General features: G+C 63.8%; 25 protein-coding genes and 1 tRNA gene. 15 read left to right on the top strand and 11 right to left on the bottom strand.

The window, feature by feature from the left end:
• Positions 1 to 4 precede the first annotated feature (4 nt).
• A complete protein-coding gene (locus BIU99_RS13600) occupies positions 5 to 889 on the bottom strand; it encodes a carbohydrate ABC transporter permease (RefSeq protein ID WP_071261693.1) in 885 nt (294 codons plus the stop codon).
• A 69-nt stretch (positions 890 to 958) separates the two neighbouring features.
• Entirely contained in the window at positions 959 to 2,260 is a 1,302-nt protein-coding gene (locus BIU99_RS13595) for an ABC transporter substrate-binding protein (protein WP_071261691.1), read from the bottom strand.
• Between the two features lie 164 nt (positions 2,261 to 2,424).
• Here BIU99_RS13595 and BIU99_RS13590 point away from each other — a divergent pair, with 164 nt between their 5' ends.
• The 3 genes from BIU99_RS13590 to BIU99_RS13580 all read left to right on the top strand — a co-directional run bounded on the left by BIU99_RS13590 (position 2,425) and on the right by BIU99_RS13580 (position 6,429).
• Positions 2,425 to 3,462 carry a LacI family DNA-binding transcriptional regulator gene (locus tag BIU99_RS13590; protein WP_240555659.1) on the top strand — a complete coding sequence of 346 codons (1,038 nt, stop codon included), beginning with the start codon at positions 2,425 to 2,427 and terminating at the stop codon, positions 3,460 to 3,462.
• An 88-nt stretch (positions 3,463 to 3,550) separates the two neighbouring features.
• Positions 3,551 to 4,975, top strand: a complete 1,425-nt coding sequence (locus BIU99_RS13585; protein ID WP_079003811.1) for an APC family permease — start codon at positions 3,551 to 3,553, stop codon at positions 4,973 to 4,975.
• Between the two features lie 83 nt (positions 4,976 to 5,058).
• A complete protein-coding gene (locus tag BIU99_RS13580) occupies positions 5,059 to 6,429 on the top strand; it encodes an LLM class flavin-dependent oxidoreductase (RefSeq protein ID WP_071261688.1) in 1,371 nt (456 codons plus the stop codon).
• 233 nt (positions 6,430 to 6,662) lie between these two features.
• On the opposite strand, the gene BIU99_RS13575 is transcribed toward BIU99_RS13580, so the two are convergent.
• On the bottom strand, positions 6,663 to 7,754 hold the full coding sequence (locus BIU99_RS13575; RefSeq protein ID WP_071261687.1) for an alpha/beta fold hydrolase: 1,092 nt from the start codon (positions 7,752 to 7,754) through the stop codon (positions 6,663 to 6,665).
• Positions 7,755 to 8,028: 274 nt separating this feature from the next.
• On the opposite strand from BIU99_RS13575, the gene BIU99_RS13570 reads away from it, so the two are divergent.
• Positions 8,029 to 8,102 (top strand) — tRNA-Gly (locus BIU99_RS13570).
• A 115-nt stretch (positions 8,103 to 8,217) separates the two neighbouring features.
• Here BIU99_RS13570 and BIU99_RS13565 read toward each other — a convergent pair.
• From BIU99_RS13565 to BIU99_RS13535, 7 genes are all read right to left on the bottom strand, one after another.
• Positions 8,218 to 9,132: a DUF2971 domain-containing protein gene (locus BIU99_RS13565; protein ID WP_071261686.1), complete on the bottom strand. Its 915-nt coding sequence runs from the start codon at positions 9,130 to 9,132 to the stop codon at positions 8,218 to 8,220.
• A 95-nt stretch (positions 9,133 to 9,227) separates the two neighbouring features.
• Positions 9,228 to 10,040: a GIY-YIG nuclease family protein gene (locus BIU99_RS13560; RefSeq protein ID WP_071261684.1), complete on the bottom strand. Its 813-nt coding sequence runs from the start codon at positions 10,038 to 10,040 to the stop codon at positions 9,228 to 9,230.
• 74 nt (positions 10,041 to 10,114) lie between these two features.
• Positions 10,115 to 10,456 carry an Lsr2 family protein gene (locus BIU99_RS13555; RefSeq protein ID WP_071261683.1) on the bottom strand — a complete coding sequence of 114 codons (342 nt, stop codon included), beginning with the start codon at positions 10,454 to 10,456 and terminating at the stop codon, positions 10,115 to 10,117.
• A 251-nt stretch (positions 10,457 to 10,707) separates the two neighbouring features.
• On the bottom strand, positions 10,708 to 11,841 hold the full coding sequence (locus BIU99_RS20445) for a site-specific integrase (RefSeq protein WP_083397362.1): 1,134 nt from the start codon (positions 11,839 to 11,841) through the stop codon (positions 10,708 to 10,710).
• Positions 11,842 to 11,929: 88 nt separating this feature from the next.
• Positions 11,930 to 12,895 (bottom strand): hypothetical protein, encoded by a 966-nt coding sequence (locus BIU99_RS13545; protein ID WP_071261682.1) that lies wholly within the window; start codon positions 12,893 to 12,895, stop codon positions 11,930 to 11,932.
• A complete protein-coding gene (locus tag BIU99_RS13540) occupies positions 12,892 to 13,356 on the bottom strand; it encodes a hypothetical protein (RefSeq protein WP_139205456.1) in 465 nt (154 codons plus the stop codon). Before BIU99_RS13540 ends, BIU99_RS13545 begins: the two co-directional genes overlap by 4 nt.
• Positions 13,357 to 13,412: 56 nt before the next feature.
• Positions 13,413 to 14,072 (bottom strand): helix-turn-helix transcriptional regulator, encoded by a 660-nt coding sequence (locus BIU99_RS13535; protein ID WP_175484404.1) that lies wholly within the window; start codon positions 14,070 to 14,072, stop codon positions 13,413 to 13,415.
• Positions 14,073 to 14,153: 81 nt separating this feature from the next.
• Between BIU99_RS13535 and BIU99_RS20000 the strand changes: the two genes are divergently transcribed.
• From BIU99_RS20000 to BIU99_RS13520, 8 genes are all read left to right on the top strand, one after another.
• Positions 14,154 to 14,402: an XRE family transcriptional regulator gene (locus BIU99_RS20000; RefSeq protein ID WP_175484403.1), complete on the top strand. Its 249-nt coding sequence runs from the start codon at positions 14,154 to 14,156 to the stop codon at positions 14,400 to 14,402.
• A complete protein-coding gene (locus BIU99_RS20440) occupies positions 14,308 to 14,649 on the top strand; it encodes a helix-turn-helix domain-containing protein (protein WP_083397361.1) in 342 nt (113 codons plus the stop codon). The genes BIU99_RS20000 and BIU99_RS20440 overlap by 95 nt, the downstream gene beginning before the upstream one ends.
• Positions 14,646 to 15,668 (top strand): hypothetical protein, encoded by a 1,023-nt coding sequence (locus tag BIU99_RS19455; protein WP_083397360.1) that lies wholly within the window; start codon positions 14,646 to 14,648, stop codon positions 15,666 to 15,668. Before BIU99_RS20440 ends, BIU99_RS19455 begins: the two co-directional genes overlap by 4 nt.
• On the top strand, positions 15,655 to 16,476 hold the full coding sequence (locus BIU99_RS13530; RefSeq protein WP_139205454.1) for a sigma factor: 822 nt from the start codon (positions 15,655 to 15,657) through the stop codon (positions 16,474 to 16,476). Before BIU99_RS19455 ends, BIU99_RS13530 begins: the two co-directional genes overlap by 14 nt.
• On the top strand, positions 16,476 to 17,621 hold the full coding sequence (locus BIU99_RS13525) for a hypothetical protein (protein WP_071261677.1): 1,146 nt from the start codon (positions 16,476 to 16,478) through the stop codon (positions 17,619 to 17,621). Before BIU99_RS13530 ends, BIU99_RS13525 begins: the two co-directional genes overlap by 1 nt.
• 63 nt (positions 17,622 to 17,684) lie before the next feature.
• A complete protein-coding gene (locus tag BIU99_RS19450; RefSeq protein ID WP_083397358.1) occupies positions 17,685 to 19,379 on the top strand; it encodes an ATP-dependent endonuclease in 1,695 nt (564 codons plus the stop codon).
• The gene (locus BIU99_RS19445; protein WP_083397357.1) at positions 19,379 to 21,106 is read left to right on the top strand and encodes an ATP-dependent helicase; all 1,728 of its coding nucleotides are present in this window, start codon (positions 19,379 to 19,381) and stop codon (positions 21,104 to 21,106) included. The genes BIU99_RS19450 and BIU99_RS19445 overlap by 1 nt, the downstream gene beginning before the upstream one ends.
• Before the next feature lie 245 nt (positions 21,107 to 21,351).
• Complete coding sequence (locus BIU99_RS13520; RefSeq protein ID WP_139205453.1) at positions 21,352 to 22,509, top strand: helix-turn-helix domain-containing protein; 1,158 nt, start codon at positions 21,352 to 21,354, stop codon at positions 22,507 to 22,509.
• 62 nt (positions 22,510 to 22,571) lie between these two features.
• Here the strand turns inward: BIU99_RS13520 and BIU99_RS13515 are convergent, their stop codons facing one another.
• Complete coding sequence (locus tag BIU99_RS13515) at positions 22,572 to 22,934, bottom strand: hypothetical protein (RefSeq protein ID WP_139205452.1); 363 nt, start codon at positions 22,932 to 22,934, stop codon at positions 22,572 to 22,574.
• Between the two features lie 43 nt (positions 22,935 to 22,977).
• Here BIU99_RS13515 and BIU99_RS13510 point away from each other — a divergent pair, with 43 nt between their 5' ends.
• The 3 genes from BIU99_RS13510 to BIU99_RS13500 all read left to right on the top strand — a co-directional run bounded on the left by BIU99_RS13510 (position 22,978) and on the right by BIU99_RS13500 (position 24,424).
• Entirely contained in the window at positions 22,978 to 23,349 is a 372-nt protein-coding gene (locus tag BIU99_RS13510; protein ID WP_071261673.1) for a helix-turn-helix domain-containing protein, read from the top strand.
• Positions 23,350 to 23,435: 86 nt separating this feature from the next.
• Entirely contained in the window at positions 23,436 to 23,744 is a 309-nt protein-coding gene (locus BIU99_RS13505) for a hypothetical protein (RefSeq protein ID WP_071261671.1), read from the top strand.
• A 218-nt stretch (positions 23,745 to 23,962) separates the two neighbouring features.
• Positions 23,963 to 24,424: a hypothetical protein gene (locus BIU99_RS13500; RefSeq protein WP_071261670.1), complete on the top strand. Its 462-nt coding sequence runs from the start codon at positions 23,963 to 23,965 to the stop codon at positions 24,422 to 24,424.
• Positions 24,425 to 24,427: the final 3 nt, after the last annotated feature.

The raw sequence follows: 24,427 nt of genomic DNA, 5'->3' as shown, positions 1-24,427 counted from the left end.
CGGCTCAGGCTTTCGTGAGGTCGCGACGCGAGGAACGGAAGATGAACACGGTCACGACGAGGCAGATGATCGTCAGCAGCAGGGCGATGGTGCTGCCGTAGCCGTACTCGCCGTAGGAGAAGGACGTCTGGAACATGTACAGCGTCAGGGGGCTCGTCGCGTTGCCCGGGCCGCCGTTCGTGAGCGCGATGATCGAGTCGAAGACCTTGAGGGTGCCGTTGATGCTGAAGATGATCGCCGACAACAGGACGGGGAGCGACAACGGGATGACGATGTGGCGCACGAGGCTCCAGCCGGTCGCTCCGTCGAGGCGGGCGGATTCCAGCGTGTCCTCGGGGATCTCGACGATGCCCGCGTACAACAGGACCCCGTAGAAGCCGATGGAGCGCCAGATGTCCATGATCGCGATCACGAGGAAGGCGTTCGCGCCACTGCCGAACCAGTCGACGGAGTCACCACCGAAGCTGGTGATGACCGTGTTGACGACCCCGGTGGAGGGTGCCACCTCGAACATCTTCTGGAAGAGGAGCGCGACCGCGACGGTCGGCAGGACGACCGGGAAGAACACGAGTGTGCGGATGATTCCGGACGAGCGCTTCAGGACGAACACGTACAGGAGCGACATCAGGTACCCGATGAACACCTGCCCGATCGTGACGACCAGCGCGTACTTGACCGTGAAGAGGACCGCGTCCCAGACCTTCGGATCGCCGGCCGCGCGCACGAAGTTGTCCACGCCCACGAACGTGAAGCCGGTGATGGCGTTGCCTTCGAAGACCGTGTAGCCGAGCGACCAGATGACGGGGACGAGCATCACCAGGGTGTAGACGAGGAGGGCGGGACCGAGCAGGATCGCGATCGCCCGCTTGTCACCGAGTACGTGTTTCATGTCATGTCACTTCCGTGTGCAGCCGCGGTTGGAGGCGGGCGACGGCGCGAGGTCGCCGCCCGCCGCGGGTCAATTGTCGAGGTCCGCCTGGACGAGCTGCATGAACTCCTCGGGGCTGATGGCCCCGGTCACGAGCTGTGCGGCGTTCGTCTGGCTGGTGGTCGTCGCCTTCGTTGAGAACAGCGCCTCGAACCAGAGCACACTCGACGTCGACTCGGAGATCGTCGTCTGGATCTCCTGCGTGAGCGGAGCGACGCCGGTCACCTCAGTGTTCGTCTTGAAGCCCGAGATGGTCCCCTGATCCTGGAGCGCCGCACTGCCGTAGTTCTCGGCGATGCAGCCGAGCCAGTCGCCGACCTTGTCGTCGTAGAGCTTGGCGTTCATGGTCGTCGGCAGGCCGACGTTCGCCGGGTACTCGTCGATCGACCCCTTGCCGCCCTCGACGGCCGGGAACGGCATGAAGCCGACGTTGTCGATGCCGATCTGGTTCGCCGTCTCGTCGTTCATCGACTCGAGGATCCAGCTGCCCATGTAGAACATCGCGGCCTTGCCAGTGAGGAACTGCTGCGCGGCCGTGTCGTAGTCGATCGATCCGACGCCCTGTCCGAAGTAGCCCTTCGCGCCGAGGTCGGCGACGGCAGCTGCCGCCTCGACGTACTCGGGGTCGGTGAGCTTCGCATCGCCGTCGGCGACCTTTTGGAGCGCGTCGGCGCCGAGGTCGCGGAAGAGGTAGTCGCCGACGAGACGGGTGAGCGGCCAGCCCTGCTCCCCGGACGCGGAGAACGGGGTGACGCCCGTCTTCGAGATGGTGTCGGCCGCGGTGACCAGCTCATCCCACGTCTGCGGGATCTCGACGCCGGCGTCGGCGAAGATCTGCTTGTTGTACCAGATCCCCTCGATGTTGTACTGGTAGGGCAGCACGTTGAACTTGCCGCCGTAGAGCGCCTTGATGGTGCTGATCGCCGCGGGCTCGATGTCGTCGAGCGCGTCGAGGTCGGTGAGGGCCTGCTCGAAGTCGACCACGTTGCCGGAGCCGTCGAGCGTCTTGGTGAGATCGGGCGCGTTACCCGCCGCGTACATGACGGGGAGGGAGTTCTGCCCGGCGAGCAACTGGAGCTTCTGGTCGAGGTTCGTCTGCGGGACCGTCTCCACCTTGAGCGGCAGGGCCGTGTTCTCGGCCTTGCACTGGTTCTCGCTGAGGGCCGTGATCTGCCCCGGGATCATCGTGTTCTCGGAGTTGATGAGGTAGGTGAACGAGGTCGCCGTGGTCGAGCCACCGCCGCCACCGCAACCGGTGAGGACGAGAGCGAGCGCTCCGGCGCTGGCGGCCAGCGGAGCCAGGACGGCTTTCCGGCGCATGGGTCGTGTCATTGCGATTCCTCCTTGAATGCAGGCCCCGAGCGGTGCCGTGTGTTGTTGACGCGCATCAATTGATGCGCGTCAAGTGATGAGACTAGGTAAACTGGCCTCGATCCGCAAGGTGGAATCGGTAACGATTCACCGATCGACGCGGATCACGACGAGGGTGGGCGAAGATGTCGGAAGCGAGAGCGCGGCGCGGGCAGCAGGGCGACTCGCGCATGGGCGACGTCGCTGAGCGCGCGGGAGTGTCCCACGGCACCGTGTCGAACTTCTTCAACCGACCCCACCTGCTCAGTGACGCGACGCGCGAGAAGGTCGCCGCCGCGGTCGACGCCCTCGCCTTCGTCCCCAACGACGCAGCCCGCACACTCGCGAAAGGGACCGGCAACACCGTCGGCGCCGTGCTCGTCGACATCGGGAACTCGTTCTTCGTCGACATCGCGCGCGGGATCGAGTCCGCAGCGGCGGAAGCCGGGCTGAAACTCCTCCTCGCCAACAGCGACGTCGACCTCCAGCGCCAGAACGACTACCTCGACCTGTTCGACGAGACCCGCGTGCGCGGCATCATCCTCGCTCCACTCGACGGCGAACAGCGGGGCGCGGCCCGTGTGCGCAGTCACGGCCGCCCGGTGGTGTTCGTGAACTGGCCGGGCGATCCCGCGCAGTCCTGCGGCGTCATCGTCGACGAGGAGTTCGGCGGCTACCTCGCGGCGAGCCACCTCATCGGACTCGGACGGAGCAGGCTGCTGTACGCCGGCGGACCGCTCCACCTGCACGCCGTCGCCGACCGGCTCGCGGGCGTGCGACGCGCCGTGTCCGAGCACGCCGGCGTCGAGCTCGAGGTCGCGGAAACCCACAGCCTCACCACCAGGGTCGGCCGCATCCTCGGTGAGCAGCTGGCCGACCGCGCGGCCACGGATCGGCCCGACGCGATCGTCTGCGCCGCGGACTCACTGGCCGTCGGGTGCATCGAGCACCTCGTCACCGCCGGGATCAGCGTCCCCGACGACATCGCCGTCACCGGGTACGACGACAACCACTACGCCGCCGAGAGTGCCGTCCCGGTGACGACGATCGCGCAGCCCGGTCGGGAGATGGGCGTGATCGCAGCCGGACTGCTCGCCGAGGAGGTCGACGAGCCGGCGACGCACGAGCACCGCACGGTCGTGCTCAAGCCGGAACTCGTCGTCCGGCGCAGCTCGGTGCGGTGACCGCGGCAAGCTCCGCCGATCTCCGCGGTTACCATGGATACCCGTGACTGATCGCCGACTCCCGCTCCTCGTGCAGCTGCGCCGGCGCATGCCGCTCGTCCGACTCGGGACGGATCCCGCCGAATCCGGGACGTCGCTCCGCCGTTCGCTCGGCGTCTGGCAGCTCACGATGATCAGCGTCGGCGCGACGCTCGGCACCGGCATCTTCGTCGTCCTCGGCACCGCCGTCCCGCTCGCCGGACCCGCCGTCTGGATCGCGTTCGCGGTCGCCGGGCTCGCAGCACTGCTGTCGGCCCTGTCCTACGCCGAGATGGCCGGGTCGGTGCCGGTCTCCGGATCCAGCTACTCCTACGCCTACGCGACCATGGGTGAGGGCGTCGCCTGGGTGTGCGGGTGGTGCCTCGTGCTCGAGTACGGGGTCTCCGTCGCCGCGGTCGCCGTCGGTGCCGGGCAGTACGTGAACGAAGCGCTCGCGGTCTTCGGCCTGGGACTGCCGCCGGCACTCGCGAACCCGATCGGCGTCGCCGACGGACTGATCAACCTGCCGGCCGCGGCCCTCGTCCTGCTCGCGATGCTGCTGCTCGTCCGCGGCGCGAAGGACAGCGCCTGGGCGAACACGATTATGGTGTTCGTGAAGCTCGCCGTGCTGCTCGTCTTCGTCGTCATCGCGTTCTCGGCGTTCTCCCTCGGCAACTTCGAACCGCTCGCACCGATGGGTGTCGCCGGTGTCGCGGCAGCCTCCAGCAGGCTGTTCTTCTCCTACATCGGGTTCGATGCGGCATCGACCGCCGGCGATGAGGCGACGAACCCGCGACGCGACCTGCCGCGCGCGATCATCCTGTCGATGGTGATCGTCACCGCCGTCTACATCCTCGTCGCCATCGCCGCGATCGGCGCCCGGCCGTGGACCGCCTTCGCGGACGACGAGTCGGCGTTCGTCGGCATCCTCACCGAGATCACCGGGCAGCCGATCGTCGCGCTCTTCTTCTCCATCGGCGCGGTCATCGCGATCGCGAGTGTGGTTCTCACCGTCTACTACGGGCAGACGCGCATCCTGTACCGGATGGCGCAGGACGGCATGGTGCCGCGGGTGTTCTCGCGCGTCGGTCGCCGCAGCGGGACGCCCGTCGCCGGGACCGTCATCGTCGGTGCGGTCGTCGCGGTGGTCGCCGCCCTCATCCCCCTCGGCGAACTCGCCGACGCCACGAGCATCGGCACACTGTTCGCGTTCGCCCTCGTGAACCTCTCGGTCATCCTGCTGCGTCGCCTACGCCCCGACCTCGACCGCAGCTATTCCGTCCCGCTGTTCCCGGTGGTCCCCGCGCTCGGCATCGTCATGTGCCTCGGGCTCATGGTGTCGCTCGGCGGGACGACCTGGATCGTGTTCCTCATCTGGATGCTCGTTGGCGCGGCGCTCTACCTCGGGTACGGACGCCGGCACTCGACGGTCGGCGCCCTCAGCGACGAGGAGTACGCCGAGGCGATCGCAGCGGAGGACACGTCGCAGAGGTGATGTCCGGGGCCTAGATGACGCCCTGTTACGGGAGAGGCCGATTGCCAGGCGACGTCCGGGACTCGTGATGCAGGATCGTGCGTATGACCCGACAGATCCGATTCAACGCCTTCGACATGAACTGCGTCGCCCACCAGGCATCGGGGATGTGGCGTCATCCCGACGACCGCTCGAGTAGCTACAAGGACCTCTCCTACTGGACGGACCTGGCGCAGCTGCTTGAGCGCGGCAACTTCGACGGCATCTTCATCGCCGACGTCCTCGGCACCTACGACGTCTACGGCGACAGCAACGAGGCCGCGATCCGCAACGGCGCGCAGGTGCCGGTGAACGACCCGATCCTGCTCGTGTCGGCGATGGCAGCGGTGACGAAGCACCTCGGCTTCGGCGTCACGGCCGGCACCGCGTACGAGCACCCGTACCCGTTCGCGCGGCGCATGTCGACGCTCGACCACCTGACGAAGGGGCGCGTCGGTTGGAACGTCGTCACCGGGTACCTGCCGAGTGCGGCGCGCAACATGGGGCACGACGACCAGCTCGAGCACGACGAGCGGTACGACGTCGCCGACGAGTACCTCGAGGTCCTCTACAAGCTGTGGGAGGGCTCGTGGGAGGACGACGCCGTCGTGCGCGACCGCGAGACGGGCGTGTTCACCGACCCGACGAAGGTCCACGAGATCGGGCACTTCGGCAAGCACTACACGGTGCCCGGCATCCACTTGTCCGAGCCGTCCACGCAGCGGACGCCGGTCATCTACCAGGCCGGTGCGTCGCCGCGCGGCATCCAGTTCGCCGCGGGCAACGCGGAGGCGATCTTCGTCGGTGCGTCGACGAAGGCGGGGCTCAAAGCGACAGTCGGACGCATCCGTGACGCCCTGGAGGCCGCCGGTCGCGACCGGTACTCGGCGAAGATCTACACGCTGCTGACGATCATCACCGACGAGACGAGCGAGAAGGCCCAGGCGAAGCACGAGGACTACCTGCAGTACGCGTCACAGGAGGGTGCGCTCGTGTTCATGTCGGGCTGGATGGGCATCGACCTGTCGCAGTACGACCCGGAGGAGCCGATCGGCAACGTGAAGAGCAACGCCATCCAGTCGGCGGTCGCCAACTACCAGGCGGCCAACGAGGAGGGTGGCGAGTTCAAGGTGAAGGACATCGCGCGCATGGGGGCGATCGGAGGGCTCGGTCCGCGGATCGTCGGCAGTGCGTCGGAGATCGCCGACACCCTGCAGGAGTGGGTGGAGGAGACCGACGTCGACGGCTTCAACCTCGCCTACGCGATCACGCCCGGCACCTTCGAGGACATCGTCGAGTTCGTCATCCCCGAGCTGCGTCGTCGTGGCGCCTACCCCGAGGAGTACGTCGAGGGCAGCCTCCGCCACAAGCTCCACGGCCGTGGTGACCGTCTCCCCGAGGAGCACACCGGAGCCCGCTACCGCTACACGAGCTGACTCCCGGTCCCTGAGCCTGTCGAAGGGCACCACGCACCCAACCGACAGCGCCCCGCTCCCCCAACTACCCCGGTCCCTGAGCCTGTCGAAGGGCACCACGCACCCCACCGAACCGTCCTACCCGCCGATGATCTCGGTCCCTGAGCCTGTCGAAGGGCACCACGGACACACCCCGCCCTTCGACAAGCTCAGGGACCGAGGAGCACCTCGCTCAGGGACCGAGCCTCACCCGATCAGCGCGCGTCGAGCCACTCCCGCACTGCCGCTTCGAACGCCTCCGGCGCGACGTTCCACTCCAACCCGTGCGGTGCCGCGTCGACCTCGACGAGCTCGAACGAGGGTGACCGCCGAGCGACGGCCCGCGTGAGCTCCACGGGGATCGTCGTGTCGCCGGGCGAGTGGATCGCGAGCGTCGGCAGGTCGTCGATCGGCCCGGCGGACAGCGCGCGGACCGGAACCGCGCCGCGTACCCCGGCGAATCGCGCCAGCACCGGCGCCGAGAGCACGGCGAGCGCCGAGCGCACGAGTATCCGCGGCACGCCGGCGACCTCGGCCGCGTGCAGCACCGTCTCGCTGAGGCCGAGCATCGGCGAGATGAGGATCGCGCCCTGCACCACCTCTGGTCGCTCGCGTGCCGCCGCGAGGCTCAGGGCGGCGCCGTAGGACCAGCCGCAGACGATCACCCGTCGAGCACCGAGCACCACGGCGTCGTCGATGGCCGCGATGACGCGGTCGACGTCCGTGGCGTCAGCCCCGGAGCGACGCTCGGCGAACGCGGACCCGAGGCAGGTGACGAGCGACGGCAGACCCGCCCGCCGCACGGCCTGCACCGAGCGAAGCGTGGCCAGTGGCGATGCCCCGAGTCCGTGGGTGTGCACGACCCAGGTGTCGTCATGTCGGGCGCTGTCGGCATCGCCGTCGAACCGCCATGCCCCCGACGGCGTTCTCGGCACGCGCGCCTCGTCCACCCCGAAGTCCGCGGGTGTCACAGCCGCCCCGGTGAACCGCGCACGGGTCGTCCCAGCGGGAACCTGGCCGTTGACGACCGCTCGCATCACGGACCCGTCGGTCGTCTCGCGGCCGATCACCGGTCCGACGATGACCCGCGAGCCGTCGTCGAACTCGAGCCCGTACCGTCCCGGCAGCGCGGTGGCAGCGTTCCGTTCGAGCCGCACGGTCGTCGGCGACGAGGTCGGCAACACCTCGCTGTAGTGCACTCGTCCGGCCCCGATGACGCGTCGGGCGACCATCGCGCTCGCGACCCCGAACCCGGCGACGGCAACGGTGGCGAGGCCGGCCACGACGACACCTGCACTGCGCTTCACGTCACACCCTCGATCCCGTCCCGCTCGGGGAACGGTGAACCAGCCTAGCTCCGCGCACCCCCGGCTCACTGAGCCGACCCCGGTCGCTGAGCTATCCCTGATCCCTGAGCCCAACCCCGGTCCCTGAGCCGAACCCCGGTCCCTGAGCCAACACTCGCCCCGGTCCCTGAGCCTGTCGAAGGGCACACGAGGACACCCCACCCTTCGACGAGCTCAGGGACCGAACGGAGGCCCGCCGGGTCATGTACGATTACTCAGGACGCTCCGGCGCCACGCGGATGTAGTTCAATGGTAGAACTTCAGCTTCCCAAGCTGATAGCGCGGGTTCGATTCCCGTCATCCGCTCCAAATGCCTGATCAGGCCAACGATCTAAGCGATCAGCCCTGAGGGCGTGCCTCGAGCGAGATCCGCCATCTCACCGTTTACTCACCGTTTTCAATTCGATTGTTCTACTGTCCTGCGTCACCATGCGAACGGCACGTCGAAGCTCCGGACCTCAACATGCGACCAGGCGCCTCGCCCTCCAGTTCGCATCAGAGACTGCAGCGCGTGTTCGGTTCGCTGCACGTTCGCCGCAGGGGCGATCGTGATGGAGCGTACGGCCTCGAACGGTATGGCGACCTTGCGATAGGCGACGAGGCTGCCATCTGCGGCAACTCGAACACTTGGGTCTGCTGCGAAGTCACCAACGGCCTGGACGATCAGGCGAGCCTCCTTCTCGTCGGCGAAAGCATGATGTTTGACGCCCGCGACCGCTCTCAGCGTCAACCGTAAGCGTGCCTCATCCGCGAACGGCTCGCCAACGACGAGGGGCGTCGTCATGATGATCTCAGCGACTTCCTGAATCCGGGCAGAGTCGTAAGAGACTTCCTCTACGCGCGTTTCGATGTGGAAATTCATGTTGTACGCCCGAAGACGTTCTTGGTCGGTGGCCTCGAACTCCTGAGGGAAGTCAGCGGGCGTCGGAGCGCCGATCCATGCTTGGAGCACATTCTCATCAAAACCGATACTGAAGCCATTCCGCCCGCTGTAGAGCCGCCACAAGGTAAGGCTCTGATCGGATCGAGAGAAGCTCGTGATGAAGGCACGGTCCTCTTGATACTGGGACGCAGAGTTGGGGTCCACATACGCGCGTTTCAGAAGCTCGATGGCATGCTCGGCGCGATCGGGATGTTCAGTTCCGGCTCGCTTCATCTCCTCGAGGATCCTGAGCAGCTCAACACTGGCAAAGCTGATCTCGGATGGATCGTTGAGGTAGTTCGACTCCGTCGCCCAGAGTTCGCGATTCCCGATGATGCCCTGCAGACCACCCGCGTTCGTGTAGTGATAGAGCAGCGGTGGCTCGTGTTGGTCTGGCGTCGTTAGTCCGGAAGGCACTCAGCCAGTATGGCGGTGGCTGCACTCGTTCAGAATGGCAATCCGTCGTCATCCTGAATCAGTCTTCGCGCGAGCCCATCCAATTGGGGCAGCGCCTAGTTCCGGTTCAACCCGTGTGCGCGCGTATCGAGAGCCACCTTGAAGTGACTCTCGGCTATGTCGATGACCTGGGTTGGCGTGGCCGGGTCGAACACTCGCAATAGCGAGAACCGGAAACTCGTGGGGTCGAGTCCGCGCAACCCGGTGTTCCCTCCATGCCCGTTGGTCGCATACGAACTCCAACGTTGGCGGATACTCTCCGCGCCGTCGGCCTTCCCGACGTAGTGGCGGCCGTCTCGGGTGTCGGTGATCAGGTAAATCCCGACGACTGACGCCAGAGCGGTCCGCCAGGACGCGTACCTCGGCTCGCGCGTCACCGCCTGCAGTTGGTCGTAACTCAAGATGATCCTGTCGAATCCTGGGAAGGGCAGAGGCTCAGCGTCAGCAATCTCGACCACGGGATAGCTGGCTGCGGTAGTGGCATTCATTCGCCAACTGCGCGGCGACCGCCAACCGATGACAAGTCGATCCCGGAGGTCGTGCATGCGCGGGGACTGGACAAGATCAAACGTCCGGAGGTGCTCCGTACGCCCGACTTCGCCGAGGTTCTCTACCACCGACCAGAGCCTCGCCCGGTCGCCTCCCTCGCGGATGAAAACTACCCAGAGCGGCGGCGGTGCGATCGGGAACCGTCTTGAATCCGGAGACTGGTTTCGCGTGTATTCGAGGATTTCGTCGTCCGTCGAGTCTCCGTGGATTCCACGCAGCCCGCTCTCCTCGTGCTCGCGCACGTAGGTGTGGCGGATCACGAGTGCGTCAGCGAGTCCGATATCGGCATCAAGCAAGATCGCACCGAGCGTCAATCCCACAAGAGTCCTCCCTGCTGGTCGGCGCTAGGTGCCACGCTCGACAGTCGCGTGGCGCCCAAGGCCGGACCCACGTCCTACTTCGCCGCAGCGCGGAACTTCTCGAGGAGCGCGCCGGGGATGCGGCCGCGGTCGGAGACATCGTGGCCGTTGGCACGGAGCCAGCTTCGTGCAGCCGCGAGCTCCTCCTTGTTGCTTCGGTTCGCGCTGGTGGAGCTGGCCGCCTTGGACCGCGACGAGCTTCGTGCAGCCTTCACGAACGGCTCGAGCGCCTCGCGCAGCGCCTTCTCGTTCTTCTCGGACAGATCGATCTCGTACGTCGACCCTTCGAGACCAAACGTGATCGTCTTTCCTTCGCCCTGCTTCAGTTCTGAGCCGTCAAGGTCATCGACCAGAGTGGTGACGATTTTTTGTGCCATGGGGTTTTATTCTCCTTCGTAGAACGAGCGCCATCAGGTCACCAGTTGCAAATGCAGCGAGACCAGGCGGGGGAAGTGACGCTCGGAATAGGTACAACGATAGCGACAGCGAACATGCACCGTGGTCGACACAAGAAGGTAGCAGGCCAAGGAAGGATGTTTGCCAGCTGGGTTAGCGGCAATCACTCACCGCGCCGCGCAGCCACGGCAACCTTCGGAATCAGTGATTGCTAGACAGCGGGCGCCACGCATCACGCAAGCCCATCGAGGGTGGGCGACACGTTCGGTCGTTCGAGTTGTCGCGGCACATAGTGCTTTTTCGTCACTGACGAGTTGTGATGGCCAAGCTGTTCTTTCGCTGCCTCGATACCGTGCTCATCCGCAAGGAGGGTAGCTACTGCCTTCCTACAGACTCGCGTTGTCATCCAACTCACTGGCGTGTCCGCAACAGCTTGGGCCCAGGCGGTGCGGATATTCTCCGGCCACCGAGGTGTGCCATTGAGCGAGGGGAAGACAAGCTCGCCTGAGCTCTCGGCGCTCAGCCGGTCGAGGACCTTCACTGTGAACTGAGGGAGGTGCAGCTTCCGCTCCGAGGATTGAGATTTCGGGTGCTCCTGTATCACCAGTCCCTCTCCGGGCATCCGCACGACTGTCGCCCGAACCGTCAGCGTGTTCGCCTCCAGGTCGACATCCGCCCAGCGGAGGGCCAGCACCTCGCCGATGCGCGCGCCGGTTCCCAGCATTACATCGGCAATATCTGACAGGTCACGCCGTGTATCGGTTCGAGACGTCTTGGTTTCGTCCCAGCGCCGCAAGGCCGCCCGGAGCTGCTGAATTTCGTCCACTGTAGGGGCCCGCACGGCCGGCGTCACGACCCTGGGTACCTTCACCGGGGTCGCGGGATTTGAGTCGGCACCGCCGAGCCGGACCGCGAGGTCGAACATGCCGGTGAGTACGACCTTCGTCATCCGCGCAGCGGCGGGACCGGAGCTGTCCGAGATGCTGTCGATGAGCCTTTGTAGCCGCGGTACTGACACCTCTCGGAGACGTATGTCTTCAAGGGGCCGAACATGACGGGCGACCGTGGCGTCGTACTTTGCGATGGTCGCAGCGGCGCGTCTTTCACGCCGCACGCTCTCGATCCATCGATCAGCCAACGACCCGAGCGTCGATTCTCGAGTCAGGTCTTGGCCTGAGGGGGCAAGGCGGTCTCGGAGTGCCTCGAGGAGGCGCCGTTCCGCGTCGGCATACGTCCGTCCGGTGCGCTGAACTCTTCGAGTGCGGCCATCCGAATCCCGATAGTTCGCAATCGCGGCCGGTCGCCCGTCGCGTTCAGCTCGATTGATCTTGCCCCAGGTTTCGAGAGGCAGTGGAGGCCTGGTCATGATGGGTTTCCACAGTCATCGCCGACCCGCACCGTCATCCTCGTTTGCGGCAAGCCTCCTGCTCGAATATCGAGAGTGCCCGAATGGCTCATCGGCCGAGTTCCAACTGGGCCAGTCGGGCGAGGCAGACCTGGGCCGAACGCATGAGACAAGACTCCCGTCGACTCAGCACATGCTCCCCTGGGGACGCCAAGAGCGCGTCTTCGATTTCGATGACCTGGCGATGCAGCCTCATCTCCGAGCTCCAGTAGTCGAACTCCTGTCGGCGTTGTACGTCCGAGGGAGTGACACGTTTCCACACACGCTCGACCCCTGCCATTAGCCGGTTCACACGTCTACTGCGACGCCATCCCTCAGATCGACGCGCAAGCGGCAACACAGAGAAACCTCCGCACAACAGCAGGACCGAAGCCGTCATCAACGATCCGTATAGCCGTCGTCCGAGATCCATCGTCCGCACGTCTCCCACGACATGAGCGATGTCCATGACGACGGCCGCAGACGTGAAGCCCACGGCGGAGACAGACCCCAGAATCAGCAACCAGATTCCGAGCGCGAACATCCGGTCCGAGACTGCGGGGATGAACCGAACCAGTACCCAGCCCGCGTGCCCAAGCACCCCTCCGATGAACGCCATCTCGACGCCGTTGAAGACGGCAGCTGCAGGCTGAGCACCGTACTCGCGCATGAACGAGCCAGTCGTCGTCGTCGTGCTGGTGCAGCCGAACGACCCGACCATCACGCAAGCCGTCAAGGCGAGGAGTCCGTACGTCCAGCGCCGATTCGCCGACGATGCCGCGCCGACCGATCCCTGGATCGCCGTAGAGAGCACGGCCACCCCACACACCTGGAGGAGGTTGGCCGGCAGCATCATCCAGTTCTGAGATCCCATCACGGCATCGGCTGCAAAGTAGACATCGTCCACGTTCAGCGTCTGAGCCGCGGCTATCAGGCTGGCGGCGACGAGAATGCGCTGGCTCCGCCTACGACGGGCCGTGATCAGGAGCACGATGGATAACGACCACATCGCACCGGCGATGATCGCAGCGCTCATCCGAGGAACTCCTCGAGACCGATCGGGTGTTGCGGTCGCTGACGGATTCCGGCCGCAAGAAGATCGGCCAGCCGTTCGGCTTCGATTTCGTCCCTGTCTGACAGATCGGCACGGCCGAACAAGCGGTCGCCCACCTCGAGCCGCACGTCCGGGAGAAACCGGGTCAGTGTCGGCGCGCTCTGCGCCAACAGGTCGTGCCTCAGGAGGAGATGCCCCAGCTCGTGCAGGAGACACTGCAGTCGATGAATAGCTGAGGACGCCGGCGCGTGGAAGATCGTGCACCGCTGCCCCTCCACAAGGAGGAGACCACACACCGAGGTGTCGCCTAACGCGCGCAGGGGCCTGGTGCGTATGGATAGGCCTCGGACACGTTCGACGTGGCGGATAGCTTCTTCGAGCGAAGTGACGGAAGCGCAGGCATCGCTGCGATACGCCTCCTCTGCCCGCAGCTGACGCGGCATGTCCCCTAGTGTGTGCTTCACGATTCCCCGTCGTGTTCCTTTGCTGCAGTTGCCGTCTACGTTCGAGCCGCGTCGAGTTCAGCGGTCACAGCCCTCAGTGTTTGAGCAGTGACGTCCGATATCGCGCGAGCGGCGATCGCATCAATGCCCGCATCGTGGGCGGCGCGGGCAAACTCGAGCTGCGCATCGATGGCTTCCACTCGGCTGTCCGCGCGACTCCCTCGGAGATAGACCGGGTCGACACCGAGCATTTCTGCGAGGTCCTGGAGAACCGTCGATGGAGCTTCCGTCTCTTTGCCCGCAAGGAGGCCCGCCCATGTTTCGCGTGTCAAGACGACGCCCCGATCAGCCAGCGCAGTCGAGACTTCTGTGTACCCGTCCGAAGATCCCCGTCCGCGAGCCTGAGCTGTGACCAGGAGTCGGAGACGCCGAGCGACCTCGATGGGCGGTGGAGGGATTCGATTCTCGCCCTCGGTGTCCATCACGCAAGCTGCTTCTGCGGCCGCGACCATTGCATGTGCTTCGACGCCAAGCGCGCCGGCCAGGGTGTAGAGCGCCGAGATCGGAATCTCCCGCTGGTTGTTGAGGTACCGCAGCACTGTCGCGCGCACCATCCCAGAGGTCCGAACGAGATCATCGATCGTCAGCCCTCGAGCGGTCCTCGCATCGCGAAGCGCGGCCGCGACCGCCGCATTGAATCGACCGGGAGTAGCCATACGGAGACCGTAGCAAACAGATATACACAGGCACAAATTTAATATTTGACAGGGTTGCCGTTCGGTTCCTATGGTGACCGAATGGCTACCAAGACCCTCACTCGGCGCACTGCCGAACATGTCCAACGCATGTTGTGGACTCACGATCTCTCTCAGCACGACGCCGCGAATGTCGCTGACATCCCGCCGGGTCATCTACAGCTGAAGCTCGCCGGCGAGCTGGATTTCACCGTGGATGAGCTCGACCGAATCGCCACGGCACTGGGGTGCCGCAGGTCAGAATTGCTTCCCGCAGATCGGAGTTCGGCTGGAGGCGACCGTGGTGTCTGACATTCGCGCGCTCGTAGAGCCCGAGAACCGATCGGGCATGGTTCTCGATACATCTCACGCCGCCGTCTACTGCGGGCTGTCCCGAGGCACGATGTACAACCTGCAGTCGAAGCGAGAAGGCCCGCCCGCTTTCAAACATGGACGAAAAACCGTCTACTACCCCGCAGATCTCGACGCCTGGCTCGCGACGAGAATCACTCCCTGCGCTGCGAAACGATTCGATGAGACGGAAGGTGCTAGCGAGTGAGCGCCGAGCAACAGTCCCTGTCTGCCAACGGTTTCCCAGTCACCGAAGCTGAGTTCATCCGTCCGCAGTTCGCGTTCGAGCGCGAGTACGGTCAGTACCGGAACTGGTGGGCGCGAGACCAGAGGATCGTCGGCAATCCGTTCTCGCTCCTGCTCTACCTCGTCACCCATCAGCGCACCTACAGGATCACCCAGTCACGCGCCCAATCTGACCTCGGGCTCGGCAAGGATGCATTCCGTGCGGCACGGAAGAAGCTGGAAGCCGCAGGGTACCTGCGGGTCGAGGAGCATCGGCACCCGGCCGGCACGGTCGACGCTCACGGCAACTCGATCGCGGGGCACCGAAGGGTCCTGCTGATCCTGATGGATCCCCCACAGCCGAACGCGGCGGTAGAGCGTGTGCCTCTGGCCTCGGCTGATAATCCGCCAAGGGTTCAGGGTGCCGGTGCGGTTGTCGCCCAGACGACACCGACTCGCACGCCGATGCTGCAACCGTCGCCCGCTGTACCTGCGGCGAACCACGTCGGGTCTTCCTCCGAGGCTCAACCAGCGACGGCTGCCCCGCCGCTTAATGAAGACCAATCACTAGAAGACCAGTCTTCTTCGGTCGCGAGTTTGGAGCTCGCCCTCCAAGCGTTGCACCCAGGGCTCAGCCTCGCCCGGTTGCGATCGTGGCTTGCTCGGAATGCGCCTTCGATCGAACCGGCACGGCTGGACCTCCTCGCTGCCAGTGTCGACGTTATCCACGCAGCCGCCCGACCGATCGGTGACCCCGTCGCGTACGTCGGCCGTTCGATCGAGCGTGAACCGATGCGGTGGCTCGAGCGCGTCTCTGAAGACGAAGTGTCGGTCGAGATGGAAACCCCGCCTGGCCCTCGCCGCCTAGGCAGTCGCCCACCAACGGCCGCCGAGTGCGGTGCTCGCGGGCATCGTTTCATCGGCACGTTCCTCGAGGTGTGCAGCACCTGTGGCGAGGAACGCCCGGGATGGCGAGAGGACCGTGACCGTGACTCAGCGTGAAGTGAAATCGATGCCATCGGAGGACTGCGATGTCGTCGATCGGGAGCTACTGCTCCAGTCGTCGGACGCGATCGATCGCATCGGTCTGGACGTATTTCTCGCAGCCGTCGAGTCGACACGCGGGTACGTCACTCGGGTCCTCAACCAGCATGGCCTGCCCGGCGAGATCGATACCGCGATGCAAGAGATCCGCGTCATCGCGTGGCGTCGAGCCGAGAGCTTCGAGCCGGCTCGCGGGTCATTCGGGCGGTACGCGCAGGGCATCGCGGCCAAGGTCGTTCTCGCGATCCGACGTGAGTCCGCCGTTCACTGCGGGCGGTTCACCATCGACGTCGACACCGACCGCCCAGCGGCCGGTAGCGATCCCCTGGACTTGCTCGTCCACCGTTTCGAGATGAGGCGTTGTATCGCCTGGGTCCGCGAGGCGGTGTCCGAGCGGGATTGGTTGATCGGACTGGAGTTGATGCTGACCGATGAGGCGCGCGACGATGTCGTGGAACGGCTCAACGTCTCGCCCAGAGCGATCCGAACGGCCCGGGAGAACATAGCCGCGGCGGCGTGGACAACTCGCGCGGCGCTTCGTCTGGCCGACCGTGGCTACCCGAACACAAGACAGACCGCGGTCGAGTGCATCCCCGAGGCGGATGGTCTGCGCTCGATCGCCGTCTTCGAACCCGCGATGCTGCGAGATGCCGCCGGCGTGGCATCCGTCACCGGGCTGAGCAAGCACCGCGTTCACAGCAGGATCGCGCATGTGAGGAAACTCCTTGTTCTCGCCTCTCGAATCCTCGACGGGGAGACCATCTGATGGCTGCTCCGCTGCTGGCCATCAAGGTGGTGGTTGCGATCGGACCGCGAAAGATCCTGGCGATCGTGCTCATCGCGCTGCTCGGGATCGTGATTGCGGCCGCTGCTCTGCCCGCCCTTGCGATCTCGATGTTCGTTCCCGCCGGCAGCGCATTGCGGCAGGCGTACTGCATGGCGCCCGGCAGCGCGCCTTCCAGCCGAGCGACCGGTCCGCTCCCGGTCGCCGAGGAAGTATTGGTCCGCGAAGTCATCAGCGCTGTCGCGACGGTGACCCCCGAGCCGAAGGCGAAGCTCGCCGCGCTGACGGCCGCCTACGCGGCGTCGAACATGACGCGCGCCGACCCCGCCACAATTACCGATGACACGCCGCTCGGTGTGTATCGCCGGACGATTCGGGGCGGGTGGGGTTCTGCGGAAGAGCTGCAGGATCCTGCGGCTGCAACCAAGTTGGTTCTCGGAGGCGCTGGACCGAATCGTCCCGGCATCATGACCGAGCCATCCTGGATCGACGAGCCGGCCGGATGGTGGCTGTCCACCATCGGCATCCACGTCGAGGGGCCCACCGTCTCCTCAGCCGAGGCCGCCGCGCGCAACGCGCTCACGACAGTTGAGCCCGGCCTCCCTCCGGAGGACCTCACCATCGGCAAGTCTTGCAACTACCTGCCCGTCGACGGCGACAACCGTGAGCTCGCGCTTCGCCTCGTCTCAGCCATGGACGAAGGGCGTCTCGTCGGTAGCGACTACCTGCAGCAACTGCGCGACATCGCGAACGGTACCGCCCACGCGCACTGCGGGGTCGATTCCCGCATCATGCAGATCCTGCTCGTCGCACTGAATACCTTCGAGCAGGTCGCAGTCTCGGACCTCAATCGCCGCTGCACCGGCTCGCTAGAGGGTGCTGGGGAGAACTCGTCCCACTACCGTGAAGGTGGCGGAATGGCTGTCGACATCTATGCGCTCGAAGGAGCCCCGATAACAGGCGGGGATAACCTCTCGATGCAGCTACTTACTACCATCGACCCGCTAGTTGCACCTGGGTCGCGCGCGGGCCAGTCCAACTGCAGGACGGAGACGAACTTCGAACACCTCTATAGCTTCGAGGACGTGTGCAACCACCTTCATCTCGACGTGGCATATGCGCGGTAGTGGGGTGGCCCCCTGCGGGGCACCTGAATCACCCTGACGTGTGCAGAGCGCTAGGTTTGGCACATGCGCATCGGACGAATCAACACGCACAACTTCCGCAATCTCGCAGATCTCGATACCGAGCTGGGCCGAACAGTGGTCATCGTCGGCGAGAATCGTGCGGGCAAAAGCAATCTCCTGCACGCTGTACGTCTTGTGCTCGACCCGAGCTTGCCATACGCCGACCGACGACTCTCGAACAGTGACTTCTGGGACGGACTCGATTCAGAAAGCGGTGATCCGATGCGAGACGGTCAGGAAATCCGAGTCTCCATCGACCTTGACGACTTGGGTAAAGACACGCGCATTCTGGCTGCTGTCGGGAGCGGCCTAGTTTCGACCAACCCACCCGTGGCGAGGCTTACATACAAGTGGGCGCCTGATCCTAAGAAGGACGGTGCCTACTCCGACGGAGTCTACTTTCGCGACGGCTCGGACAACGCACGCGTGCCCGCCGATTTACGAGACGAGATCTTCGTAGCCTTCACGTCTGCCCTCAGAGATGCAGAGAACGACCTGCGGGCCTGGCGGCGTTCGCCCCTTCGATCTTTGCTAGAGCGGGTGATGGGTGATGTGCCGGTCGACGATGCGACACGCATCAACACCCTCCTGGAAGAAGCCAATGACGCTGTCGCATCTATCCCCCGGGTACAGGGCCTCGAGAAGAACATTGCTGACCGACTAGAGTCGAGCGTCGGCGCACGACACGCCGTCAAAGCGACCCTACGTACAGTTCCGCGTCAGATCGACGAGGTAATTAAGGGCCTCCTGCTGTACCTGGACGGTGCAGCAGCTCGTCCACTCAGCACGGCCAGTTTAGGCTCCTTGAACATTCTCTACTTCGTCCTCCTCCAGCTCGGCTACGAAGCCCGACTGGAAGGGAAAGAGGTAAGCCACACTTTGGTTCTGTCCGAGGAACCAGAAGCCCACCTGCACCCACATCTACAACGCAGTGTCTTCGGCGCGCTCGGCATAGAATCACCCCTGACATCGGTCTTCATCACCACGCACTCACCACAACTCGTCAGTGACGTCGACGTACGCAGCCTGTTGCGCCTCTCACGTTCGGCAGACAGGACAATCGCACATCGCGCCGCTACCGCTGCCCTGTCCGATCGCGAATGGGATGACATGAACCGCTACCTGAACGCGACCAAGGCCGAGCTGGTCTTCGCTACGAAGGTCCTCCTTGTGGAGGGTTACGCCGAGGAAATTTTGATACCAGCGATCGCAAACAGCACAGGCTACGAACTCGATAAGGAAGGCGTCACGATTTGCGCTGTACACGGAACACATTTCCTTTCATATGCAAGGCTGTGCGCTGCGCTCGGGATACCATTCGCAGTGCTGACCGATGGAGATCCAGATGAGAACGGAGCTAGCGCCGGCAGTTCTCGACTCGATAATCTCGCCGCCGCACTGGGGACGAGCGGAGCAAACTCTGCTAATGGTCTATTTGTTGGCGAGGATACGCTCGAGCTGGACCTATACCGAACTACGGGAAACAGACAAGTCATCGAGGCAGTGCTCCTAGATCTCGGCACAACTAATTCGCCTGCCAGAATCAACTCTTGGAGCGGAAGCCCGACCAGAGCGCAACTGATGTCTGAGATCGGTCATTCAGGGGGCAAGGGCCGATTCGCTCAGCGCCTAGCGGCTGAGACTTTGACAGCCCCTTCGGCAGTTGCACAAGCGTTGTCCTACCTGCGAGGTGTGTAATGCCAGACCTACACCCACTTAATTCACGCCAGGAAGACGCTATGGCGGCCGGTGGCCACGTCGCGGTCATCGCGCCTCCCGGTAGCGGCAAGACCAAGCTACTAGTCACACGCCTAGCTCGCGATCTATCGACTCAAATCTCTGCTCCGCGCGGCGCCGCCTGTATCACTCTCACGAATGCAGCTGCCACTGAGATGGCGCAGCGTTTTAGAGAGATTAGTTCCGATAAACGAAGCAACCTGTTCATTGGAACCGTGCATGGATTCGCACTGAACCGCATAGTTCGTCCATTCTCGGAAGTCAGCGGAAACCCCCAACTCCGAGATGCGCGAGTACTGAAGCGCCACGAGGCCGATGAATTGTGGGCCCGAGCCCTGCAAGAGTCAGGGATTGAATCTGATCACCTCCTCCAAGCCACAGTTCGGAAACTTCGCACCGAGCTAGCCTCCCAAGACCGGTGGAACCTGACAGGCGTTGCTGTTCAAGCACATAATGCCTACCAGCAGTTGATGAGCGACGAGAACGTGGTCGACTTTTCCGCCATCATCGAACATGCTGTCCGCATAGTTGACGCTCACGCAGACGTGAGGGATGCGCTTCGAGCGGCGTTTCAGGGGATATATGTCGATGAGTACCAAGACCTCGCTCCGGGTTTACACCGCATCATCTATCAGCTTTGTTTCGAAGAAGGCTCAGATTGTAGCCAGCTTTTTGCAGTGGGCGATGCTGACCAAGCCATCTACGGGTGGACCGGTACGGACTCCAAATTACTGATCGATCTAGCCTCGCGACCCGATGTGCAAATGGTCGAGCTTCTGACCAACTATCGGTGCGGCGAGGTGATCGCCCAAGTCAGCCGTCGGCTCTTCGACGACAGTGAAGGAGTGACCACGACGCGAACGGGCGGCGATGTACAAGCCTTGTACATCCCCGGTTCCCTCGTAGATCAGTTTTCGGCGATCGTCGGTCGGATATCCGAGCTAACAGCAGGCGGAACGAATGCAGAGGATATTGGCGTCTTATGTCGAACTAACTCCATGGCAGAAGAAGTGGCTGAAGCCCTCGAGGGTCATCAAATCCCTGCGTGGGTTCGGCAAGACGTCGACTGGGAGTCCACCCTCACGGACTGGTTCGAGCGAGCTCTCGGTGCCATCCTCAACCCGGGTCCGGGGGCCGACATCGGCAGCGTTATTGATGAGTTGAACCACTTAGCCCCCGGCGTAGACCCTGATACCAAGGGTAAGGTGCTTGTAGAACTTATCGGAGCGAGGCCGGGAGACGCGTCCAGGGAGGTGCTCGGGAGAGTTTTGGACGCGTTCGACGAGGCACCTGAAGACGCCCGCACAGCGGCGGCGGACGGTCTGACCGCACTGTTAGCGAGCTTGCGCGACGAACAGCTTTCCCTTGGAACTGTGGAGGAGCTAGCAGGGCGCCGTCTCCGGGAGGGCCGCGTATACGTGACCACTCTCCCTGCCGGTAAAGGTCTGCAGTTCGACTACGTCTTCATACCAGACTGCAATGACGGGCGAATACCGTTCTATCGCTCGTTCGACGACGAACTTCAGATGGCCGAGGAACGGAACAAATTCTATGTCGGAATCACTCGGGCAAGAGAACAAGTGTATCTACTTTGGTCACCGACTACATTGAACTGGGACGGGCAACCCAGGCGCAGCACCGTAAGTCGATTTGTACGGCAGCTTGGTATCCCGACTCCGACAAGTTGATTTTGATGCACACGAGTACCGGGGGTACTCCTTTAGAGACTCTGCAGGATGTGCCCCTAGACGGCCATTAAATTCCTTGACTGCGGTAGTCTCCACAACATGCGCACAACTCGATCCGCTAGCCGTCCGACGATCCCGGTGCCCCCACTCTCGTCCGCTCCTGGAGCTCCCTTCAATGCATACCAGAGCGCGGTGAGGGCAGCATGAATTGGCGCGTTGAGACTGAGTCTGACCTCCGATCTCTAGTGACGAGCGGAGATGCACGAGAGTCTCACATCATCGATTTCAAGCGCCAGCTCGGAACCTCTGATCGGGAACGTGCAGAAATTGCTGCAGACCTTGCATCGTTTGCCATCGATGGAGGATGCCTGATCATCGGCGTAGAGGAGAGCCAGAAAGACGTCTTCGCGTTGTTCCCAGTACCTCTGGAGGGTGTTGTGGAACGGATCGAGCAGATCGCCGCCAATCGTCTGAGGCCGGCCCTAGACATCCGCCCACAAGCAGTCCGGTCCGACGCCGATGGATCGCACGGCTACGTGGTGATCGACATCCCAATGAGCGGATCAAGGCTCCATATGGTGAGCGGACGGTACTACGGACGTGGCGAGAAGACCCGCCGCAGACTCGATGACGCAGAGGTATATCGCCTGATGCGAGAGCGAACAGGCGCTGCTCGGCACACGCTCGATGCCCTCGGGGAAGAGCTGGCTCGCAACCCGGCGAACGGCTCTCGCGCGCGCTTGCTGGGAGCAGTGGAGCCCCTTTACGCCCCCGCCGGGTTTGCTCGTCAGCTCGTCCGCGAGGACCCCAAAACTATTCTGGCTATCACCCAGCGGGCCGAGTCATTCGTTCCTGCCGAGCTCTCGGCGTTCAGCCCACAGCTCGGCGAGCTACACCGGGTCGAGCGCCGCGCTCGCGGCATTGCACGAACCAATCTGGACGAGGGAAGGACTATCAGCGCTGAGGACCCTTGGAAGCAGGAGGTCGCCTCGGACATCGAGATTCAAGTTTCTGGCGCGGCGCGCTTTCTGGCTTCCCGGGTGGTCTACGAAGCAGACGTACACCGAATAGGACCCTCGCTCATAATCATGGATGAGAGCGTCGCGGCGTGGTCTTATCGCTTGGTTGGAGCAGCCTGCGCGTTAGCCGAACGCCTGGAATATCGAGGTCAGTGGGGCCTCGGTATTCACGTCTACGGGTTGGCTGGCTCACGTGCATACAGGGAGGATCGTTTCTACCGAGGTCAGAGCCCGGTCTACAACGAAGATACTTTCCAGCAGATCACCACCGCTTCGTTCGCAGAGCTCAGCGAGCAACCCCATGTCGTTGTTGAACGACTTGTCGGCGACCTCATACATGCACTTGGAACGCAGGGCAAATACCCAATGATCTATCCCGATTAGTTCTGTTCAACGGCATTCGACGCTCATGAGCGCCTTCCGCAACTATCCCGCCTCGCGAGGCTCTATTGGCGTAACTGCGTCGTGTCAGTGTGTACGTTGCTTTCGCGCATACTCAATCTATTCGCCTCGAGAGTGACCAAGACCGCGTCTGACGGGTGATTGACGTCACAAGGCTTCAAGATGCGAAGGCGTCCGATGACAATAATTCTTGCACCGCTGCGCAATTGCAGCGCGTCACCAACGAGATCCTGACCCCTGCAGACAACCTGGCACCAGGGAATGAGCGATTGCTGCATCCCGCCGCCCGAGTCCAGCGACAGTTGCTTGTCGGCGAGCAGGAAGGACGCGACGGGCCTGCCCACTGACCTTTCCTCAGGCAGCACGTCGCCATAGACGATGCCCGCCATTCGAAGTCTTGTCGACATCGCGTTCCTCCTCCGATGAAAACGGTTTAACCATCCTTAAATCATGGACCAGTCCGAGACCGTGCACAATGACCCCATGCCCCGCGTCGCTCGCCCCAACCTCTCCGACGATGCGCGGAGTGCACTCGCGACCCTCGGCGAACCGGTGAACTTCGCGATCCTCTCGAGACTGCTAGCGGAGGGCCCGCTCACGCGGGGACGTATAGCCGAGCTCGTCGAGGTGAACCGCGTCACGGTGCAGGACCATCTAGAAACGCTGCGTGAACTGGGAGTTATCGAGGCCCACCCAATCCAGGAGCCTGACGGCAAACGCCACCGGCACGAGTACGTCGTCCTCGAACAGGTCGTATCCGAGCGGTACCGGGATCTCGGCGTCGAGCTTGGCCTAGGCCGGACTGGACCAGCGTCCAAGTAGTCGGGAAGTTATCCACAGACGCCCGTCCTCGCCCGAGGCGGGGCCGCTACCGCGCCTAGCGTCGACTGCATGACCTGGGCGAACCGATGAAGCTGCGCGGCTGGATGTTCCTGCTCCCGCTCCCGTTCCTGGCAATCGTGCTCGTCGTGGTCATCCTCAGCCGTTGGGGCGGCTGGGTCATCAGCCAGATCGTCGTCTCCTTCTTCGGGACCGCTGTTCTGCTGCACGACGCACATCAGGATCCCGTAACACGCGCCTTGGTTTTCGCCATCATTTGGGCTGCTGCTGCTGGGAACGCATCGCTCTACATCAGACACGTTGCTCGCCGACGAAACACCGCCCAAGCGACATCGGGTGCATCCTTCGACCTCGCTCCCTACCGTCGCCGCAACTAGGTCCGCAGGTCTGCCCGCGGCACTCCAAGAGCGATCGAGGACGCGCACGTCCTCGCGAACTCTCGGGAGGATTGATGCGGCGACCGCTGCTTGTAGGACTGCTTGCCGTCGGGGCCATCGCTCTGACCGGGTGCATCGATGCCAACACCGCATCTCAGTCCACAGCCCCGTCCACGTCACCCACGCAACCGTCCGCGACAGCCCCGGATCGAGAGCCAGTGGCTCGCGCAGCCACCTCCGACCTCGGCGTCGCCGTCTACGAACTCGGCAGTTACGTCTCGACTCAGGACTCTGGCCTCCTGCGCCAGCCCGGCGGAACGGAGCGCTTTCCGACCGGCAGCTTCGTGACGGTCATCCAGGTTTCGCTCGACGGTTTCGTCCCCTTCGGTGAACTCGACCTCAGCGGCCTCACCGTCCGGGAGACGAGCTGGGTCGGGCTCGGCGACACCGCCGAACTGGACGCCAACGAGGGACCAGACTTCGCGGCCGATGCAGGAGTCCCGTGGGGTCCGGCCGGCGCGCAGGGGCGCGGTCGTAACTGGTCTCTGCCGAACCACCTGAGCACGAGCTTCGCACTCGCCTACTACGTGCCGTTCGGTGTGTCCACGCTGGATCTCGTCGTCGATGTTCCCTCGCAGCGTGACCCGCTGACCCTCTCCGTCCCGGTCCACGCGGAGTGAAGA

The organism is Plantibacter sp. MMLR14_011 (assembly GCF_001865025.1).
GTDB lineage: Bacteria > Actinomycetota > Actinomycetes > Actinomycetales > Microbacteriaceae > Plantibacter > Plantibacter flavus_A.
The sequence above is the reverse complement of the archived record's forward strand: the minus strand, read 5'-3'. Positions and strand labels throughout refer to the sequence as shown.

Coding starts and splice junctions, on each gene's coding strand:
- BIU99_RS13600 (WP_071261693.1), bottom strand. CDS start 889: ATGAAACACGTACTCGGTGACAAGCGGGCGATCGCGATCCTGCTCGGT.
- BIU99_RS13595 (WP_071261691.1), bottom strand. CDS start 2,260: ATGACACGACCCATGCGCCGGAAAGCCGTCCTGGCTCCGCTGGCCGCC.
- BIU99_RS13590 (WP_240555659.1), top strand. CDS start 2,425: ATGTCGGAAGCGAGAGCGCGGCGCGGGCAGCAGGGCGACTCGCGCATG.
- BIU99_RS13585 (WP_079003811.1), top strand. CDS start 3,551: ATGCCGCTCGTCCGACTCGGGACGGATCCCGCCGAATCCGGGACGTCG.
- BIU99_RS13580 (WP_071261688.1), top strand. CDS start 5,059: ATGACCCGACAGATCCGATTCAACGCCTTCGACATGAACTGCGTCGCC.
- BIU99_RS13555 (WP_071261683.1), bottom strand. CDS start 10,456: ATGGCACAAAAAATCGTCACCACTCTGGTCGATGACCTTGACGGCTCA.
- BIU99_RS20445 (WP_083397362.1), bottom strand. CDS start 11,841: ATGACCAGGCCTCCACTGCCTCTCGAAACCTGGGGCAAGATCAATCGA.
- BIU99_RS13545 (WP_071261682.1), bottom strand. CDS start 12,895: ATGAGCGCTGCGATCATCGCCGGTGCGATGTGGTCGTTATCCATCGTG.
- BIU99_RS13540 (WP_139205456.1), bottom strand. CDS start 13,356: ATGCCGCGTCAGCTGCGGGCAGAGGAGGCGTATCGCAGCGATGCCTGC.
- BIU99_RS13535 (WP_175484404.1), bottom strand. CDS start 14,072: ATGGCTACTCCCGGTCGATTCAATGCGGCGGTCGCGGCCGCGCTTCGC.
- BIU99_RS20000 (WP_175484403.1), top strand. CDS start 14,154: ATGGCTACCAAGACCCTCACTCGGCGCACTGCCGAACATGTCCAACGC.
- BIU99_RS20440 (WP_083397361.1), top strand. CDS start 14,308: ATGAGCTCGACCGAATCGCCACGGCACTGGGGTGCCGCAGGTCAGAAT.
- BIU99_RS13525 (WP_071261677.1), top strand. CDS start 16,476: ATGGCTGCTCCGCTGCTGGCCATCAAGGTGGTGGTTGCGATCGGACCG.
- BIU99_RS19450 (WP_083397358.1), top strand. CDS start 17,685: ATGCGCATCGGACGAATCAACACGCACAACTTCCGCAATCTCGCAGAT.
- BIU99_RS19445 (WP_083397357.1), top strand. CDS start 19,379: ATGCCAGACCTACACCCACTTAATTCACGCCAGGAAGACGCTATGGCG.
- BIU99_RS13515 (WP_139205452.1), bottom strand. CDS start 22,934: ATGTCGACAAGACTTCGAATGGCGGGCATCGTCTATGGCGACGTGCTG.
- BIU99_RS13510 (WP_071261673.1), top strand. CDS start 22,978: ATGGACCAGTCCGAGACCGTGCACAATGACCCCATGCCCCGCGTCGCT.
- BIU99_RS13505 (WP_071261671.1), top strand. CDS start 23,436: ATGAAGCTGCGCGGCTGGATGTTCCTGCTCCCGCTCCCGTTCCTGGCA.